Annotated in this window: 17 protein-coding genes; 3 read left to right on the top strand and 14 right to left on the bottom strand. The window is 41.1% G+C overall.

Going from position 1 to position 19465, the window contains the following annotated elements; translation table 11 throughout:
* Positions 1 to 97: 97 nt before the first annotated feature.
* From hemF to ACFQ3S_RS13215, 3 genes are all read right to left on the bottom strand, one after another.
* Positions 98 to 1009: an oxygen-dependent coproporphyrinogen oxidase gene (gene hemF, locus ACFQ3S_RS13205; protein ID WP_377165151.1), complete on the bottom strand. Its 912-nt coding sequence runs from the start codon at positions 1007 to 1009 to the stop codon at positions 98 to 100.
* 33 nt (positions 1010 to 1042) lie between these two features.
* Positions 1043 to 2341 (bottom strand): MFS transporter, encoded by a 1299-nt coding sequence (locus ACFQ3S_RS13210; RefSeq protein ID WP_377165153.1) that lies wholly within the window; start codon positions 2339 to 2341, stop codon positions 1043 to 1045.
* Positions 2342 to 2478: 137 nt separating this feature from the next.
* The gene (locus tag ACFQ3S_RS13215) at positions 2479 to 2676 is read right to left on the bottom strand and encodes a cold-shock protein (RefSeq protein ID WP_377165156.1); all 198 of its coding nucleotides are present in this window, start codon (positions 2674 to 2676) and stop codon (positions 2479 to 2481) included.
* A 354-nt stretch (positions 2677 to 3030) separates the two neighbouring features.
* Here ACFQ3S_RS13215 and ACFQ3S_RS13220 point away from each other — a divergent pair, with 354 nt between their 5' ends.
* Positions 3031 to 4809 (top strand): glycoside hydrolase family 15 protein, encoded by a 1779-nt coding sequence (locus ACFQ3S_RS13220; protein ID WP_377165158.1) that lies wholly within the window; start codon positions 3031 to 3033, stop codon positions 4807 to 4809.
* A gap of 148 nt (positions 4810 to 4957) precedes the next feature.
* Here ACFQ3S_RS13220 and ACFQ3S_RS13225 read toward each other — a convergent pair whose 3' ends face one another.
* The 11 genes from ACFQ3S_RS13225 to ribD all read right to left on the bottom strand — a co-directional run bounded on the left by ACFQ3S_RS13225 (position 4958) and on the right by ribD (position 16891).
* The gene (locus ACFQ3S_RS13225) at positions 4958 to 7147 is read right to left on the bottom strand and encodes a bifunctional alpha,alpha-trehalose-phosphate synthase (UDP-forming)/trehalose-phosphatase (RefSeq protein ID WP_377165160.1); all 2190 of its coding nucleotides are present in this window, start codon (positions 7145 to 7147) and stop codon (positions 4958 to 4960) included.
* A gap of 145 nt (positions 7148 to 7292) precedes the next feature.
* Positions 7293 to 7796 (bottom strand): hypothetical protein, encoded by a 504-nt coding sequence (locus tag ACFQ3S_RS13230; protein WP_377165162.1) that lies wholly within the window; start codon positions 7794 to 7796, stop codon positions 7293 to 7295.
* Positions 7797 to 8032: 236 nt separating this feature from the next.
* Positions 8033 to 8776 carry a menaquinone biosynthetic enzyme MqnA/MqnD family protein gene (locus ACFQ3S_RS13235; RefSeq protein WP_377165164.1) on the bottom strand — a complete coding sequence of 248 codons (744 nt, stop codon included), beginning with the start codon at positions 8774 to 8776 and terminating at the stop codon, positions 8033 to 8035.
* Positions 8777 to 8783: 7 nt separating this feature from the next.
* Positions 8784 to 9404: a histidine phosphatase family protein gene (locus ACFQ3S_RS13240; RefSeq protein ID WP_377165166.1), complete on the bottom strand. Its 621-nt coding sequence runs from the start codon at positions 9402 to 9404 to the stop codon at positions 8784 to 8786.
* 3 nt (positions 9405 to 9407) lie between these two features.
* Positions 9408 to 10601 (bottom strand): aminofutalosine synthase MqnE, encoded by a 1194-nt coding sequence (mqnE, locus tag ACFQ3S_RS13245; protein WP_377165168.1) that lies wholly within the window; start codon positions 10599 to 10601, stop codon positions 9408 to 9410.
* Between the two features lie 209 nt (positions 10602 to 10810).
* The gene (bioB, locus tag ACFQ3S_RS13250) at positions 10811 to 11818 is read right to left on the bottom strand and encodes a biotin synthase BioB (RefSeq protein WP_377165171.1); all 1008 of its coding nucleotides are present in this window, start codon (positions 11816 to 11818) and stop codon (positions 10811 to 10813) included.
* A 2-nt stretch (positions 11819 to 11820) separates the two neighbouring features.
* Positions 11821 to 12810, bottom strand: coding sequence for a PD-(D/E)XK nuclease family protein (locus ACFQ3S_RS13255; protein WP_377165173.1), 990 nt, complete (start codon positions 12808 to 12810; stop codon positions 11821 to 11823).
* A gap of 1 nt (position 12811) precedes the next feature.
* Positions 12812 to 14161: a magnesium transporter gene (gene mgtE, locus ACFQ3S_RS13260; RefSeq protein WP_377165175.1), complete on the bottom strand. Its 1350-nt coding sequence runs from the start codon at positions 14159 to 14161 to the stop codon at positions 12812 to 12814.
* Positions 14162 to 14355: 194 nt separating this feature from the next.
* Positions 14356 to 14970, bottom strand: coding sequence for an IMPACT family protein (locus ACFQ3S_RS13265; RefSeq protein WP_377165178.1), 615 nt, complete (start codon positions 14968 to 14970; stop codon positions 14356 to 14358).
* A gap of 6 nt (positions 14971 to 14976) precedes the next feature.
* Positions 14977 to 15837 (bottom strand): EamA family transporter, encoded by an 861-nt coding sequence (locus ACFQ3S_RS13270; protein WP_377165181.1) that lies wholly within the window; start codon positions 15835 to 15837, stop codon positions 14977 to 14979.
* A gap of 7 nt (positions 15838 to 15844) precedes the next feature.
* Positions 15845 to 16891 (bottom strand): bifunctional diaminohydroxyphosphoribosylaminopyrimidine deaminase/5-amino-6-(5-phosphoribosylamino)uracil reductase RibD, encoded by a 1047-nt coding sequence (gene ribD, locus ACFQ3S_RS13275; RefSeq protein WP_377165184.1) that lies wholly within the window; start codon positions 16889 to 16891, stop codon positions 15845 to 15847.
* 34 nt (positions 16892 to 16925) lie between these two features.
* Here ribD and prmC point away from each other — a divergent pair, with 34 nt between their 5' ends.
* Both prmC and ACFQ3S_RS13285 read left to right on the top strand, forming a co-directional pair.
* Positions 16926 to 17789: a peptide chain release factor N(5)-glutamine methyltransferase gene (gene prmC, locus ACFQ3S_RS13280; RefSeq protein ID WP_377165186.1), complete on the top strand. Its 864-nt coding sequence runs from the start codon at positions 16926 to 16928 to the stop codon at positions 17787 to 17789.
* A gap of 378 nt (positions 17790 to 18167) precedes the next feature.
* A complete protein-coding gene (locus ACFQ3S_RS13285) occupies positions 18168 to 19454 on the top strand; it encodes a DNA polymerase Y family protein (protein WP_377165188.1) in 1287 nt (428 codons plus the stop codon).
* Positions 19455 to 19465 lie beyond the last annotated feature (11 nt).

Consider the following 19465-nt stretch of genomic DNA (forward strand, 5'->3'; position numbering starts at 1 on the left):
CTGTTCAAGCGATCTGTCATTATATCTTCGTGGTTTTTATAACTCAGCCTGAAGCTTTACACAGATAACCCATGTACTTTTCCTTTATAAATTTAATCTACGCCCAGTTGATGCCCTTTTTTAACAGGCTCAAAGTTTTTTCTTCTTCGCTGCCCGGCTGTGCCTGGTAATTGTAAGCCCATTTGGCCAACGGCGGTAGGCTCATTAATATAGATTCGATACGGCCATTAGTTTCCAGTCCGAACTTGGTACCGGCATCATAAACGAGATTAAATTCGGCATAACGGCTGCGGCGCAGGTATTGCCATTCCTGTTGTTCGGGCGTAAATTGCTGATGGCGGTTGCGGTTAACCAGTTCGATATAAATGGGTGCGAAAGAACGGCCTAATGCTTTTGAAAATTCAAAGATATTTTCCCAGCTCAGCTCATCGGTAGCGGTTAAGCGGTCGTAAAATATGCCGCCTATACCACGGGTTTCGTCGCGGTGTTTAATAAAAAAATAATCATCGGCCCAGGTTTTAAAACGGTGATAAAAATCGGCATGGAACTGATCGCAAACAATTTTCAGGCCGTTGTGAAAAAAACGGGCATCGTCCTCTATTACGTAGTGCGGGGTGAGATCGATGCCACCGCCAAACCAGCGCAGCGGCTGACCGCTTTCAAACGATGATGGCATTTCAAAATACCGGATGTTCATGTGAATAATAGGCACCAGCGGATGGTTGGGATGAATAACGATGGAGATACCAGTAGCAAAAAAATCATCTTGTTCTACCTTCAGGGCTTTCTTAACGGCATCAGGCAGCTTGCCGTGTACGGCCGAAAAGTTAACACCGCCTTTTTCTAAAATGCTGCCATTTTGAATAATACGTGTACGACCGCCGCCGCCGCCATCACGTTCCCAAACTTCCTGTTCAAACCTGGCGGTGCCGTCCAGTATTTCAAGGACCTTGCATATTTCATCTTGTATCTGCTGATAATCGCCGGCAATTTGTTCTTTTGTTATCATCGGCACAAAAATGCAAAAAAATACACGCTAATGCTATGCATTCATTTCAGATGCTATATTGATGTTGCCGGCCCGCAAATCATCATGCTCTACATAATTCAAATCTTTACCAAAGCTTTCCTTTAACTGGCTTAACGCTGTTAACGATATAACGGTTACTATTCCCATCATTACGTAAGCACTATAAATAATACTGTGCTGATAACCTTGCTTAGTGAAATATTTTACAAAAAACTCAAACCCAAAAGTAATAGGAATTAGCGAACCACGTACAAAATTGGGCACGGTGGTAGTTACGGTTGCCCTTATGTTAGTGCCAAATTGCTCGGAAGCAATGGTTACAAACGTAGCCCAGTAGCCAATAAAGAAACCAATAAAAAGGCAAATACCAATGAACTGACCTTCGGTTAAGCCATGCGCGTTTAAATACACCAATACGCTTACAACCGACATGAGCTGAAATACCAGCATGGTTAATTTGCGCGATTTGGTAAGTTGCGCGAACAGGCCGGCAAACAAATCGCCAACTGAAAGACCTATGTAAGTGTACATAATACCGGTACCAGCACTTAACACTTGTGGTGCACCCAGGTCCTTGCCAATTTCGGGGGCGAGCGTAATTAAAATACCTACTACAAACCACAAAGGCATCCCAATTAAAATACAGCATAAGTACTTTACAAAGCGTTTGCGGTTGGTGAACAGCATCATGAAGTTTCCTTTGCTCACCTCGCTCTGCTCGGCTTGCTTAAACATACCCGATTCGAACGTACCTACACGTAATAATAGCAGTAACATACCTAAACCACCGCCAATAAAGTAAGCATTTTGCCAACCAAATTTGGCTACTGTAGCCGCTGCCGCCGCCCCAAGCAAGCCTACTACCGCAACAATCATGGTACCGTAACCCCGGTTTTCCTTGCTCATGGTTTCGCTCACCAGCGTAATACCCGCTCCTAACTCCCCTGCCAGGCCTATACCTGCTATAAGGCGCACCATGGCATAAGTATTATAATCTGTAACAAAGCCGTTGACAAAATTAGCCAGCGAGTAAAGCAAAATAGAACCGAACAATACTTTAATACGGCCAAACTTATCACCAATAATGCCCCACATAATGCCGCCCAGCAACAGGCCAAACATTTGCATGTTCATAATAAACTCACCTTTGGTGCGCATATCAGCATCGCTAACACCAATATCATGCAGGCTTCGCACCCGCACTATCGAAAATATCAGCAAATCATAAATATCTACAAAGTAACCTAATGCGGCTACTATAACCAGGAATAAGACATTTTTACTGTTTTTTACTATGGTATGATCGGACATTTTTGCTTTGTAGGTTTTATTTAATGGTTTAAGTTAGCCGCTACCCATACAGGCTACACGTTACAGGGAGCCAAAATATAAATTTTACGCATAAAAAAACCCCTGCAAAACAGGGGTTTTTGTAGGTTATATTAGTGTTATATTTTTTTTACTTTAACTGCCTGCAAGCCTTTGCGGCCTTCTTCAACTTCATATTCTACGTCGTCGTTATCTTTAATAGCGTTAACACCGCCCTGCACGTCTTTAAAATGCACAAAAAGATCTTTACCATCTTCGGTTATAATAAAGCCGAAGCCTTTTTGAGTATTAAACCATTTTACTTTCCCAGTTTTCATAATTAATAATTGTATAAGTTTATAAGAGATTAAATACCAAAGCCAAACTGAAAACTAAATATGGATATTCAGAAAGGTGACAGCGAACAAACTATCTTGTTCAAATATATAAATTTTACTATAATACAATAATATTAAAAAAAAATTATAATACAATTAAGATGGTGAATTAGTGCAACTTAGCTTATCAAATAATAGCATTTTTCATACTTTTAACAGGTGTTGAAACGCAGATTATTTATATTTACTGTTACCACCCAAGTATATACTACATTTTATTACAACATTAATTTTAAATTGTTGTTGGTTGTGTTGGGTGTACCTTAATAACAACCCTTCCTAAATATATATTAAATGAAGCATACCTATAGCACAGGCATTATCGGAAATTGTGGTTTTTTGGCCCACATTAATAAAAACACTAACGTAGACTGGTTATGCTGGCCCCGTTTCGACAGTACGTTTATCTTTGGCGGACTGCTAGATAAAGTTAAAGGGGGGGAGTTTTCTATTTTACCTGAAGGCGAATACTCCTCTCATCAGTATTACCTCGAAAATACCAATGTACTCATTACCGAAATTACACCCCACTCAGGCGGGAGATACCGTATAACCGATTTTGCACCCCGTTACCAGGAATACCAGCGCTATTACAAGCCTTTAATGCTCATCAGGAAAATAGAAGTGCTGGATGGTTCGCCGCGTATTAAGGTAAAGTGCGAACCCGTGTCGGAATACGGTGCTATTAAGCTGGACGTTAACCGTGGCAGCAATCATATCCAATATTTAGGAGGCGAAGAAAAGATACGCTTAACCACTAATATACCTATAAGCTATGTTTTTGACGAACAGGCTTTTGTGTTGAACGAACCTAAATACCTTGTACTAACTTACGGCGAACCATTAGAGGCTCCTTTGATAAACACTGCTGAGCGTTTCCTGCGCGAAACAGTGCAGTATTGGCGCACATGGATCAAGCATTCATCTATAGCAGGCTTTTATCAGAATTATGTCATCCGTTCGGCTCTGGCATTAAAGATCCATCAATATGAGGATACAGGTGCCATTATAGCCGCCAGTACCACCAGTTTGCCCGAATCGCCGGGAAGCGGCCGCAACTGGGATTACCGTTACTGCTGGTTACGCGATACTTACTATGTAATTAGCTCGCTTAACCACATCGGCCATTTTGAGGAAATGGAAAAGTACTTTAACTATGTTACCGATATTTCATTTTCTGAAGATTTCCGCTATCAGCCTCTGTACGGCATTACCGGTAAAAAGGACCTGGTAGAGTTCACGGTTGACCTGGAAGGTTATGAGGGCAACCAGCCGGTGCGCATTGGCAACCAGGCGTCCGAACATATTCAGAATGATATTTACGGCCAGGTATTGGTTTCGGTACTCCCCCTATACACCGATCACCGCTTTATTTTCGACGAGCGCAAGGATTCGGCCCGGTGGATAGATTACCTGCTGAGCAAAATTGAGCGTACCATCGATGAAAAAGATGCCGGAATTTGGGAGTTTCGTAATATGGCCAACATACACTGCTATAGTAATCTTTTTCAGTGGGCCGGTGCCAGCGCAGCTGAAAAAATGGCCCGTACAATTGACAATGAAGGTTTACTCAACCGCGCCTTAGCCATGAAAGCACGCGCGGCCGAACATATTGAAAGTTGCTACGATGCCGAACGTAAGGTATATACCAACGCAGCTGGCAGCAGTCACTTGGATGCCAGCACGTTGCAACTTATCCTGATGAATTACCTCGACCCTGCATCTGACCGGGCAAAAGATCATTTGATTGCCTTAGAAAAAGAATTAAAAACTGAGAAAGGTTTATTTTACCGCTACCTGCATGCCGATGATTTTGGCAAGCCTAAAACCACGTTTCTGATCTGTGCTTTTTGGTATGTGGAGGCTTTGGCCTGTGTTGGTCGTGTGGATGATGCCGTACGCGAATTTGAGAACATCATCCAGTACTCTAATCACCTGCTATTGTTTAGCGAGGATGTGGCCGAGGAAGATGGAAGCCAGTGGGGTAACTTTCCGCAGGCTTACAGCCATGTAGGTTTAATGAATGCCGCCTACCGCATTGCTATGAAACTGGACAGGCCGGTGTTTTTATAACCGCGTTTACAAATAAAAAAAGCGAGAGCCTGAGTTAAGGTTCTCGCTTTTTTTTGTTTGTAAATTTAAGGTAAATTAATATGCGCTTTAATGAAATTTAAAGTAACTTTATAGGGTTATATCAATTTTGGTGAAAGCCTTTTAGGCCTTAAAGTACTGGTACGTTGGCACACAGGGCTTTTAACAAGCTACGTACTTCATTAGGATTACGCACATAAAATTTAGCCGCCGATGCCCCTGTACCTACTTTAATTGATACACAACTTTCGGGTAGTGATTTAAAGAGATCTTCATCGGTCAAATCATCACCCAGAGCCATAATAAAATCATAGTCGCTTTGCTCTACTAAACTAAGAGCCGCTTTACCTTTATTAATCTCCATATTCTTTACTTCCACCACTTTATCGCCCGGCAGTAGTTGTAAGCCTTTATCAGTAGCCAGAAATTTCAGTGTATTCATTAATTCATTAGCCCTTAATTCGCCTAAACCACGCTGGGCCTTACGGTAATGCCAAACTAATGAGTAGGTCTTCTCTTCAATAAACGAACCGGGTGTACGGTCTACATACTTTTCTAATTCGGCATAAATATCTTTTTTCCAAGCAGTTGATAATCCGTTTATTTTGTGCCAATCCATCCCTTGTTGCTTAAACCAGGCACCGTGCTCAGCAATAAGATAAATATTTTTATCGCCAAACCAGTCGCTCAAATTTTCATGTTTACGGCCGCTAATTATAACTACATGATTATTAGGGTCTGAAGATAATTGCGTAAGTATATCGTATATTTCCTGGTCGGGTGAGGCCTGATCTACATTCGGTTTAAAACCTACCAGCGTTCCATCATAGTCTAAAAATATAATTCGTTTACCGGTATGGTTATACCTGTTCACAATTGATTGAGCCGTAGCCGAATGTACGTGCCTGGTATTCATGGAGCGTTGCATTAATTTTACTTCGTTCAATCGTTCCATAAAAAGATGTACCCAATGTTTCACGTTAAACTTGGCTACCAGCTGTCGCATCTGTATCATACGGCGTTGCTGTTCTTCTGCAGGCATGCTAAACGCTTCAATAATAGCGTCTTTAACTTGTACAACGTTGTTAGGGTTAACTATCAAAGCATCAATAAGTTCTCTTGACGCACCTGCCATTTCACTTAATATTAAAACACCATCGTTATTGGTTCGGCTGGCTACATATTCTTTACTAACCAAATTCATCCCGTCACGCATAGGGTTCACCAAACAAACATCGGCGGCACTATACAAGGCAGATAATGTTTCCATAGATACAGAACGATAATAGTAGCTAACCGGGGTCCAATCTATGGTACGGTAACGGGCATTAATATTACCTACTTTTTTATCGATCTGATCACGCAGATAGGCATATTGGGGTACCGTATCACGCGATGGTACAACCACCATGTAAAGGGTAAGTTTACCAATGTATTCAGGATGCTCCGCCAAAAGTAACTCCAGCGCTTGCAGGCGTTGTAAAATCCCTTTGCTGTAGTCCAACCTGTCAATTGATAATATAAGCTTGTTGTTTTTAAATATTTTCCTGATTTGCTCTGCCTGTACCATTACCTCAGGTTTTAGAGATAGTTTAGCGTACTTCTGCTCGTCAATTCCCATTGGAAACGACTCGACTACGATAGAACGATCTCCGCAAGTTATTATGTTTGAGGATACAGGTGTAGGTAATATGCGCGATACTGAGCTTAAAAAGTGACGTACATCGTCGAAAGTATGAAAGCCAATCAAATCGGCCCCTAACATACCTTTTAACAGTTCCATACGCCAGGGTATCAACCTAAACATTTCGTGCGACGGAAAGGGAATATGCAGGAAGAAACCGATAGACAGATCGGGCCTTTCTTTACGGATGAGAGATGGCAACAAAAGCAACTGATAATCATGTATCCAAATGGTATCACCTGGTTCGGCATTAGCCAAAATCACTTTCTTGAATTTTTGGTTAACACTTTGGTAATAATCCCAGTTCGATGGTTTATAAGTAGTATAAGTTGAGGCGTAATAATGAAATACAGGCCATAGTACGTCGTTAGAAAAGCCCTCGTAAAACTCGCTTACATCATGCTGGGTTAAATAAACAGGTATCAGGCTCAATTCAATAAGTTGTGCTGCTACTTCATCTTGTTTAGCTTCGGCAATTACCTGTCCGGGCCACCCTATCCAAACATTGTTGCCTTGTTTATACACCGATCCTAATCCGGTTGCCAATCCCCCCTCGCTCGGTATTAAATTATACTCATTATTAATTTCCTGAATTTTTACTGGAAGTCGGTTGGCTACAATAATAGTTTTCGGCATAAGGTACAATATAAGCTTCTAACTATTAAAGGTTATTAAGGCCATTTTGTTCTAAAAAAAGGCATACTCAGTTACAAATTAAAACTATTTAACACAAAAAAAGCCACACTTTGAGGTGTGGCGGAGTATAAGGTTAAAGCTGATATTAGTTCTTGCTCAACAGTTCAACTGCAGATGAAGGACTAATTCTTAAAGTAGCTTGTTTATCGGCTTTGTATAAGCTCAACAGGTAAACCTCGTCATCAAATACATTAGTTGCCGCTATGCGGGTTAATGCTGTTGTAGGAGCATCGGCATATTGAAAACGGATGAGTTCTTTAACGTGATAACCTTCGTATTCGCGGGCTATTTGTTTTTTAGCTGTTGAAGGCAATACGTTGTAAGCAACTGCTTCAGTATGGCCTATATATTTGCCGTTTGAATCGTAAAAGGCAGCCATCTTTACCTGATCAACAGTAAACTCTGCTTTTTCAAAAGTTTCAGTAACTGTCCAAACAATTTCTTTAGCGTTGCTGAATTCAGACTCAAACTGACGGATTACATGATAAGGAACTTTTTTGGTGTCATCTTCTTTTTTACCACCCTCGGTAGCAAAAGCAGTGCTAAAGCTTAATAAGGCAACTAAAGCGAACAAGGTTAACTTTTTCATAATGTTGTATTTTTGTATGTCTTAATTTTAAATCCGCAACAAATATACACTTCATGTATGAATTTGATAAATAAATTTTAATTTTTATGAATATTTAATAATTAATATTGATTTATTTTAACATATTTAAATTTACACTTTATTAATGAGGTATAAATTTAATTTTCGTAAAGTTTGCTAAATAAAAAAATGAGTATGTTAACATACTCATTAATTACTTACGAATATTATAACAATTAAAGTATTTTGATATAATCTAAAAATAAGTACAAGGCTTTCTTTTTGTCATCAGTTAAAGGATAATCTATTTTATGCATGAGGTAGTCCTTCAAATCAAAATCGGGGCGCATATCCATTTCTTTAAATAGTTCTTCACGATGGTCGAGGCCGTATTGCAAAGATTTGTTAAACTCATTAATAAATTCATGCGAGATAGGTTTATTAGCTATCCAGGCGGCAAAGGTGAATGGCAAGCCAGTGAATACCGTCCATTCGGCAGCCAAATCATATACATAAGGATAACTATGCGCTTTACCAAAAGTACGATCGCCTATTTGCACAAATGCGGTGTGCTCATCTGCACACTGCCCATAATTAATTGCACCGGTAACTAATTCGGGTTTTAACTGCCAGTAATTTTTTAGCAACACTTTAGCCAGGTTATTTGATGAACGCGATTGGGGGTCTAACTGTAAAGTTTTAACTTGCTCAATAGGGCAGTTACTAAAAATAAAAACAGAGTTAACTGCTCCCACTGCTCCTATGCAATAGTTTGATACCAAATGCCACTCGGGCAAATTTAATGTAGCAGCTACAGGAATAAGGCCAATATCTACCTGGTTATCAATTAGTTTTTGGGCACAATCTGATGGTATATCCAAACTCAGATCTATTTGGTTAATAATATCGGTATGATATATACCATATAAAAAGGGTTTAGTGTTAGTGTAGCTAACAGCCGATATTCTTATTTTTTTCAAAAGTAGCTTAGTGAATTTGCAAATGGATGGCGTTATTAAAATCGGCTATCTCAAACCGGGTACCATCATAAGTAATTTTATATAACACCAGGTTTTGATGAGGAAAAGTTTCCATTTCTGTTAAAGGCCTATTGGTAAGCAGGCAAAGTAATAAACGCATGGCCCGGCCGTGCATACAAATCAGCACGTTCTTTTCTTCAAAGCGGCTCATAATAATACTCATAGCCTCCTTTTGGCGTACCTGAACCTCATTAGGACTCTCTCCTTTTTCAAACTTTTCATCAAGACGACCCGCGGTCCAATCCTGCATCAATTTCCTAAACGCCGATTTTGTTTCAGGCGTACTGGGCTGCCCTTCATGAATACCCCATGCTAATTCGTCTAACCCCGATAGCTTTTCGTAAGGCAAACCGGCATCAATAAATTGCTGTACGCTTTGCTGGGTGCGCTTTAATTCAGATATATAGATCTTATCGAAAGGAACATCCTTGTAAGCGCTGTAAAACATATTGGCTTGCAGTCGTCCATCATCGTTCAGGTTGGTATCCATACCCCGGCCTTGCACAATGCCTTGCTTATTTAAATCGGTTTGTCCATGGCGGACAATGTATAGCGTTTTTAGGATCATTATTTAATTGATAACCGGCAATTTATAAAACTGGGGTTTTACCTCATTGGCAAACTCGTGGTTCATATAGTCGGTAACCATATTATATAACGTATCGCGCTCAATGGGATGACGGCCAACTTGTTTAATTAATTCCACCAGTTGCTTGGTACTCATTCCCGGGTTTTGCTCCTCGGCACCAGCCATCGAATAAATTTTGGTGGTATCGTCCAGCGTGCCATCAATATCATCCACACCAAAGTTTAAGGATAGTTGTGCTGTTGTGCGGCTAATCATAGCCCAGTAAGCTTTAATGTGATCAAAGTTGTCCAGATATATACGGGCTATAGCATAATTACGCAAATCTTCTATTACCGATGACTCGGGCACGTTGTGCATTTGATTGTCCTTGTTACGGAACTTCAGCGGGATGAACGTTTGAAACCCTCCTGTACGGTCTTGCAACTGGCGTAATTGTTCCATGTGGTCAATCCGGTGCCAGTATTTTTCAATATGGCCATAAAGCATGGTGGCATTAGAGCGCATACCTAATTTATGCCATTCCTCATGAATTTGCAGCCACTGGTCGCCGGTACACTTGTCTTTAGCTATTTGTTCGCGTACGTCGGGGTGAAAAATCTCGGCACCACCGCCAGGCATCGATTCTAAACCGGCTTCCTTCATGAGGCGCATACCGGTAGCATAATCGATCTTAGCTTTTTTAAAGATATAATGATACTCAACAGGAGTTAATGCCTTTACGTGTAAGTTAGGGCGATGTTCTTTAATGGCTGTAAAAAGTTGCTGATAGAAAGGCATATCATACTGCGGTAATACACCACCTACAATATGCACTTCGGTAACCGGCTCGTCATCATACTTTTTTACAATGTCCAGCATCTCATCCATAGTAAACTCCCACCCTTCCGAACGTTCTTTGATGAGACGTGAATACGAGCAAAATTTACAATCGTAAACGCAAAGATTAGTTGGCTCTATATGGAAATTGCGGTTGAAGTAGGTATGATCACCATGACGTTCTTCGCGTATAAAGTTTGCTAAAATCCCCAGATAGCTGAGTTCACCTTTTTGATATAGTGTTACGCCTTCTTCAAAAGTAATGCGCTCATGGCTAAGTACTTTTTGAGCTATATGTTTCAGATCTTCAGCTAAACGGGCATCATTGAGTAATACCCTTAGTTGTTGTTCAGCATCCATTTATTAGAATATTTGATGTACAAAGGTAGCAAATAAGGTACTTTGCTGTATCACTTGTTTGTAATTAAGTAGGTACCTAACTTTTAGGGAAATGATAAAATACGGGTCAAACACCGGGATAACTATTGATAGGTGTTGTAAACCATAAAAAAAAGCTGTTAACCGGTTTTAGGCAACAGCTTTAAATAATTGTTAAAAATTATCTGCTTTTAATAAGCAGTTGTTTCTTCTACCTCTTTCACCTGGTTAGGTCTGCCATTTTTAAAGGCTTTACGCGGTGTTAAACCCAATAATTCAAACATCGCCATATCTTCATCAAATGATGGGTTAGGTGTAGTTAATAGCTTTTCACCGGCAAATATAGAACTGGCTCCTGCCATAAAACACAGGGCTTGTTCAACCGTGCTCATTTCGGTACGACCGGCAGATAACCTTACCTGTGTGCGTGGCATAATAATACGTGCGGTGGCTATCATGCGTACCATATCCCACACCGAAACGCGGGGCTGATCGGCCAGTGGTGTTCCCTGCACGGGTACTAACGCGTTAACCGGTACCGACTCGGGGTGCTTAGCCATGTTCGATAAGGTTTTCAACATCGAAATGCGGTCTTCCACCGTTTCGCCTAAACCAATAATGCCACCGCTGCAAACCGTAATTTTAGCTTTGCGCACATTTTCTATCGTGTTTAAACGATCATCATAAGTACGGGTAGTAATAATGCGTTTATAATCTTCTTCCGATGTGTCCAGGTTATGGTTATAGGCATATAAACCGGCATCGGCCAGGCGCTGTGCCTGCTGCTCGTTCAGCATACCTAAGGTGCAGCATACTTCCATATCCAGCTCGTTAACCGCTTTCACCATTTCAATTACCTTGTCAAAGTCGCGGTTATCGCGTACTTCGCGCCAGGCTGCGCCCATACATAAGCGCGATGCACCGCCTGCCTTAGCTTTTTGAGCCGCGGCTACTACCTCGTTTTTAGGTAATATGGCATGTACGTTAACACCGGTTTGAAAGCGTGCTGCCTGCGGGCAATAAGCGCAATCTTCGGGGCAACCTCCGGTTTTTACGGAAATCAGCGAGCTAATTTGTACTTCGGAGTAATCCTTATTTTCGCGGTGAATAGTTGCAGCCTTGTAGATCAGATCCAGCAGCGGTGTATGGTAAATTTCTGATATTTCCTCTTTAGTCCAGTCGTGTCTTACTTCAGTCATAATCATGCAAAAATAGAAGGATTTAGTATTTTTAAATTATAGAGTGTGTCAATATTTTCTTTAAAGAATTTTGTAATTGAGGGAAGTTGTTCTTCTTCTATTGCAATTACCTCATTAAGCTTTCTGTAAATTCCAAACGCCATGCTTTTTTCCCATATTTCTTTTTCCCAAGGCGTTGACTTAAGATTTTCATTGAAGAAATCCTTTAAATAATCTTTTTCACTATTTTTAAAGGGAATCCATACTCTTAATCCTAAATATATTGTTTCTTCGGCCCAATACCAATAGTAACCCAAATCAATATTAAATTTATGTGGATTGCCAACATTCTTATAAATATAATATCCGCCATCTCCCAATCTGGTACTTCGAGAAGAATCCTTAGAAAAGCTTCCTAATCTCGGGGTAAAATATTCCCTTATAGAATCAATTCCCTCATCCATTTTAGAAATAACGTTTGTTATATTTTCAAGTGTTACTAAATCTATATGTGTAAAATTGTTATCCATTGAAACACGGTTTTCTATTAAAAATTCTTTGAATAAAATTGTTGTAGTATCGTTATTTTCATTTATTAAACTTGAAACATCCCACCACTTAATATTAGAATAGATTACGTTATCTTCTATATCTTTATGTTCATAAAATTTTGTCAAAAAAATTAAATGTTTAATTTTTTTGCTTGTCTGTAAAATGCTTGTATAGCGATTTAGCTGATTCTCTCCCTCTGGAGAGTCGACCTTATTTTCAATTAGTATGATACATCTTTCTGTTTCTATTTGAATATCTGGACGACCAAACACAGGATAAGATTGCTGTGTTGAAATGTAAATAATGTCGTCATCTATACAATTTATTAATTTAAGGAAATCTTTCTTAAATTTCTTATCTGTTTTTACGCAATAAGATAACAATTCAGTTGAAAAATTTTCTAAATCACTTTTGTTTTCACGTTGTCGGTATGTGTATAATTTACTAAAAAGCGATTCCATATTATAATAAAAGCTTCGTTGCCAACCATAACGGCAATAAAAAACCTATACAATCGGTAAATGTGGTAATAATAATTGAAGATGCTACGGCCGGATCTATCCCTACCCGCTTCAATATGAGCGGAATAGTAGCACCCGTTAGTCCGGCTATGATAAGGTTCCCCGTCATGGCTAAAAACATAACCAGACCAAGCATAGGGTTCGAATCATACCAATTAGCTACCGCGGCTACAATTACACCGTTAGTAGCTCCATTGGTCATGCCAACCAAAAACTCTTTAACCACGGTAATATAGGCCTGCCTATCTGTTAAATCGCTTAACGAGATGCGCCTAACCGTAACGGCCAATGCCTGGGTGGCCGCGTTTCCGCCCATCCCTGCTATAATAATCATATAGGCCGATATAATAGGCAGTTTAGCAGCTGTATCTTCGTAACTACGGATCACCGATGCGGCTAAAAAGGCAGTTCCTAAATTAATAACCAGCCAGGGTAAGCGGCTTTTTACCGCATTACGCCAGCCACCGCTTAACTCTTCATCTTCCGAGACCCCTGATATTTTCAGGATGTCTTCCGTATTCTCCTCCTCCATTACATCAATGATATCATCTACCGTAATGCGGCCAAGCAGCTTCATATCGTCATTTACTACCGGGATGCTGGTTAAATTGTATTGCGATATAAGCTTGGCTACTTCCTCCTGGTCCAGGTCAACCTTTACATAAACAAATTCCTTGTTAACCAGTTCGAGTACGGTTACCTCTTTTTTTGCTTTAATTATATCTTTGATAGAAAGAATGCCCAGTAAAATATCATCGTCGTTTACGGCGTACAAGGTGTAGAACTCCTCCATTTCTTCCGATTGGCGGATGATCTCTTCCAGCGCTTCATTCTTATTTAATTTACCGTTCACCTTAATGAGGTCGGTATTCATTAAACCACCGGCCGTATCCTCGTCATAGTTGAGCAGGGCTCGTATGTTGGAGGCATCTTCCTGGTCTATATCGCGCAGTATCTGCTGCTGGTCGCTTTCATCCAGCTGTGATAGAAGGTCGGTAGCATCATCATAATCCAGTTCTTCTACAATTTCGGACCGTTTTTCGGGCGTGAGATTTACCAGTAATTCGGCCGGATGATGTTCCTCATCCATTTCCGCGATTACTTCTGATGCTTCTCCGGTAGGTAAAACGTTAATAATGCGCTCACGCTCATCAGGTTGAAGTTTTTCAAAAAGTATGGCAATTTCAGAAGTATGATATTGTAGCAGAACACGTTGCAGTTCGGCATCATTGTCCTCAAGCGCATTTTTAATGCGCAACAGGTCCGATTTATCAATTTCAAAGGATTGCATACTGCACAAGTTACAAAATAACGAGCCAACGCGCTAATAAAAAAAGGCAATATTACTATTACCCGCTTGATAAAATCACCATCAATAAAGCTTTTTTGTGCTTAAGCTACCTTTTTAAGTTTATAAAAAGTGTTATATTAAATTAAGTAGCAATTGGTTTATTTTGTAACGCTATTGTCTTAAATACTTAATTTTTAGTTACTAAATTGGTAGGCTACTTTAATTTTATTAAGACTATTGAACCGGTTAATTGTTTGGTTTACCTTGGATCTTGGTATGCTCATTTGAAAGGTACAGGTATTATCGGCCTCGTGTTGTAGTATAGTTATATTTTCCTCTTTAATAATTTTCATTACCTCGTTCATTTGCAGGTAATCAAATCCGACACTGTAAATATCGCTGCTTACTTTTTCTTCACTACCGGCCGCTTTTAAACCTTCTTCTGCGACGGTTTTATAAGCATTGATAAGTCCGGGTACGCCCAACAGCTTTCCACCGAAGTAGCGTACAACAACAATAAGTGTATTGGTGATGTTTTTGGATAAGAGCACATTTAAAATAGGTCTGCCGGCGGTTCCCGAAGGCTCACCATCATCGTTTACTTTAAATACAGAGCGGTCGGTACTTAGCCGCATGGCCCAGCAGTGATGATTAGCCTTGTGATGAGCTGTTTTAAGCTGGATGACTAATGGCTTAACATCAGCTGCTGAAAGTATGGGATAAACAAAAGCTGTAAATTTGCTCCCACGATCAGAAAACGTGGCTTCGGCAGGCTGTTTAACCGTTAAGTAAGTATCTTCGAAAAGCATAAGAAATTATAAACTAAAGGCGATTACCGTAATGGCCGCTATTGCAAGCGCCACGCCTACTTTATGCAATACACCCAGCTTTTCCTTAAACACAAATAATCCCACCAGGGTGCCCAGAGTAATTACCCCAATATTCATGGCTGTGAATACGGTAGAAGGGTCGTTAGCTAATACCTTGTGTGCTTTGATATAAAAAAGGATATTACCGAAATTAAAGATGCCTAAAATCCACCCGAATAAAATGTGCCGGAACAGGAAACGTTTCTTTTTAAAGAAGATCTGGTACAAAGACCCTAATACAGCCACCCCGAAAGCCAGCACATACACCACAAATAACGATGCGTTGTAAGGGGCTGTTTTATTCAAAGCCATTTGTTTAAACAAAATATCGATAGCGCCGAATCCTGCAAAAACGCCTAAAAGGTACATCCAGGTGTTACGGTTGCCCTGTGTAACCACATGCTTTTTTTGCCAAGGTATTAAACAGAAAATAGCAACAAAGCCTAATATAATACCAATAACTTTAAGCAAGCTAAAATGGTCTTCAAAAACTAAAAAAGCCGCGCTGAGAGATATTAACAATGATAAACGCTGCGCTACATCAGTTCGTACTATACCCGCTCCACGCACCGCTAACGACATAACATAGAATATTCCTGGCAGTAATACACCCAGCAATAAGTAAATATTAATGGGCGCGTGAGTGATACTGCTGGGCTGTGGTTTTAAAAATACCCAGGTGAGCAATGCCGCCATGGAATAATTCCAGGTGATGGCCTGCACCACATTAATTTGGTAGCGCTTGGCCATTTTTAAAAGAATGGATACCAACACGCTACAGCAAACACTTAAAAAAATATAAAGCATTAAGGGTTTATTGGTTGTAAATAATTTGCAAACTATCTGCACCTACCATAGCCTGTTCGGTTTTATTGCCAAAACAAACAGGGGCTTTTATACCATTGAGCAACAGTGTTTGGCCGGTAAATATACGTGCTTCGTCCCATAAACCGGCCTCTATAAAGCTATTTAAAGTTTGTGCCCCACCTTCCACAATAAGCGATTGAATATCCTGCAAATAAAGCTGAAACAAGATGTATTGCGGCACAAAGCGGTCAAAGTCTTCTAAGGCTATGTATTTGGTTTTATCGTCAAAATGAGTTTTAATGGCATTAAACACAAAGGTTTCCACCGAATTATCGAACAAATGCAATTGCTTATCCAGTTCCAGGTTGCGGTCTATTACCACCCGTTTGGGCGGTTTACCGGTACCATAACGCACATTAAGTTGAGGGTTATCTATACGGGCAGTGTTTTTGCCCACCAATATGGCGTCTTCTTCAGCACGCCATTGGTGTACTAATTTACGGGCTTCTAACCCGGTGATCCAGTGTTGCGACCCATCATTTGGGGCAAAGTAACCGTTTGCCGTTTGCGCCCATTTTAAAATGATGTACGGACGCTGTTTTTGTACGCGTGTAAAAAAGCGCTTATTCAACTTGCGGCATTCCTCCTCTAACACACCCGTAATAACGGCTAAACCTGCCTGTTGCAATTTTTCTATACCCTTTCCATCCACTTGGGCAAACGGGTCGCGACAGCCTACTATTACTTTGGGGATATGGTGTTTGATAATGAGATCGGCACAGGGTGGAGTTTTGCCATAATGCGCGCAAGGCTCTAAAGAAACGTATATGGTTGACTGCCTGAGCAATTCGTGGGCATTTTCATGATTTGCCAATACCTGGTTTACCGCGTTGACTTCGGCATGAGGGCCGCCATATTTTTGGTGATAGCCCTCCCCTATAACCCTGTCCTGGTGCACAATAACCGCCCCCACCATTGGGTTTGGGCTTACCTGGCCTATACCCAGAGCGGCCAGCTGTAAACAGCGCTGCATATGTTTTTCGTGGAATGCCATCGCACAAAAGTAGCTTTTTATGTTTCTTTGTTACATGAAAACGGTTAAAGATGCTTACAACGAGTTTAAAGGCAACCTGGCACACATTTATAGCATTCCAGAAACCGATGCCATAACCAGCCTGGTACTGAACGATTTAACAGGTTTAAGTAAAGCCCGTATTAAAGCGTTTACCGATACCGAACTTACCATTGAGCAAAGCCAGAGGCTCTCCATCATACTAAAAGAACTCAAAACCGGCAAGCCGGTACAGTACATTTTAGGTCATACCGAATTTTACGGCTTAAACTTTTTGGTGAACTCCACAGTGCTCATTCCCCGGCCCGAAACCGAAGAACTGGTAGAATGGATCCTGAGAACCATACCTCCATCCAGCAACCTGAATATACTGGATATTGGTACCGGAAGCGGTTGTATTCCCATTATATTAAAATCGCATCTTATTAATAATAAGTTATTTGCAATTGATATATCACTTGATGCTTTACAAACAGCTAAGCGTAATGCTGAACTCAATAATGTGGAAATTACCTTTGTAGAAGCTAACGCCCTGAACCTGAATCACCCTGTAATTGCCGGGCAGCAGTATGGTGTAATTGTGAGTAATCCGCCGTATGTAACCCTGGTGGATAAAAAGCAAATGCACTACAACGTTACCGGCTTTGAACCGCATACTGCTCTCTTTGTACCTGATGAAAGTCCGCTATTATTCTACATCGCCATAGCCGATTTTGCCGCCGGTCATCTCATAAACAATGGCTACCTGTTTTTCGAGATCAACGAAAGCTATGGTCCTGAAACGGTTGATATGTTGACATCAAAAGGCTTTACCCAAATCGAACTTCGGCAAGACATGGCCGGTAAAGACCGCATGATCAAAGCCGTTTTAGCTCGGTAAAAGTTCATAAAAGTTCAAATAATTACAAAAAGTTACATTTTATTACATTTTTTCGCAAGGCTAACGAGGTTTCGGGGAGTGGGATTTGAAGTTGAAAAAAATTTTGTTGCCGGATGCCAAAGGTCTAAGTTGCGAGAATTTTAGTGACGGGTTGTCACGATATGGTTGCGTAATTGTCGAAGGGGAAAAATGGCCTCAACAACGTACGTTTTTTTAGAAGTTTCGCAACACTGCTCCTGTTTTCTTATCAGCCGCTCCTCATCCTTCCCGCCTCAGTCCTCCCCGCTCCCCGCAACCTCCTTCTCAGTCCCCCAATAAACTTATCAACAATTCCCAAAAGCCCTTGGTAATACTAATATTATTAGCAAACTTTGAATCATGAACCAAAACTCCCTGGAAGCCAGAACAGAGGCGCGCGTGCTTTTTGTGGACATGAACAGCTTTTTTGCCAGCTGCGAACAGCAGGTGAACTTTTGGCTACGCGGCAGGCCCGTGGGCGTTTGCGTGTACACGGGTAAATTCGGTTGTGTTATTTCGCTCTCGAAAGAGGCTAAGGCACTGGGCATTAAGGCCGGGATGCGCCTGAACGAGGCGATTAAGGTTTGCCCCGACCTGGTGCCGGTGGAGAGCAACCCTGCCCGTTACCGCGAGTTCCATAAAAAAATTATAGGCGTACTTAAACAGTACTGCCAAGATGTGGTACCCAAGAGTATAGACGAGGCCATTATTAACCTCACCAATTATGCACACCTATACCCTGATCCCTCTGTACTGGCCGAACAAATCAGGAAGGATATTTACAGTAAGGTGGGCGACTGGCTGGCCTGTTCTATAGGTATTGCACCCAATGCCTTTTTGGCCAAGTTAGGTTCGGGCATTGGTAAAAAACCGCCGTATAACGGTTTGTGTGTAATTACGCCGCAAAATATAGATGAGTTGCTGGGTAACCTTAAACTCAAAGACCTGCCCGGCATTGGCGCCAATATGGCTTACCGGCTGGAGCGTGGCGGTATAACCACGCCGCTGCAAATGCGTTATGCCGGGCCGCAGCGGTTAAAAGCGCTGTTTAAAAGCATTGAGGGTATTTACTGGCATTACCGGCTCAACTTTATAGAGACCAATATTTCTTCTAACGATTATAAGGGCATGCAAGCGCAACGGCAAATTTCGGGCGATAAGCGGCAGAGCATGGCCTATATTGAGCAGCTATTTATGACCCTGTGCCTCACGCTCGAAAAACGGATGGTGCGCCACAAGTTTTACAGCAAGGCCATTAGTTTTACCGCCCGGTACGAAGATGATACCCGCTGGGACGATGCCTTTACCATTACCACACCCGTGCAGGATGCCGTGAGCCTTATGCGCATGATCAAAATACGTATTGAAAAGTTTGAACTGGTAAACCAGGTTGGCCCCATTATGAACACCCAAATTACCAGCATGCGCGTGGGCGTAACCAATTTTGTTGATAATGGCGATATGCTGTTTAGCCTGTTTGAAGATGTGGACCAAAAGCAAACGGCCTTAAAAACCATGCACGAAATTAAAGACAAGTTTGGCGCCGATAAATTGGTACGTGCCATGGAACTCACCGAAACCCAAGTAGTGAAAGACGTGATCGGCTTTGGGTCGGTTAAGGATTTGAGTGAGTTGGATTATATGTAGTATGGAGTAAA

Source organism: Mucilaginibacter terrae, assembly GCF_042679325.1.
GTDB classification, from domain to species: domain Bacteria; phylum Bacteroidota; class Bacteroidia; order Sphingobacteriales; family Sphingobacteriaceae; genus Mucilaginibacter; species Mucilaginibacter terrae.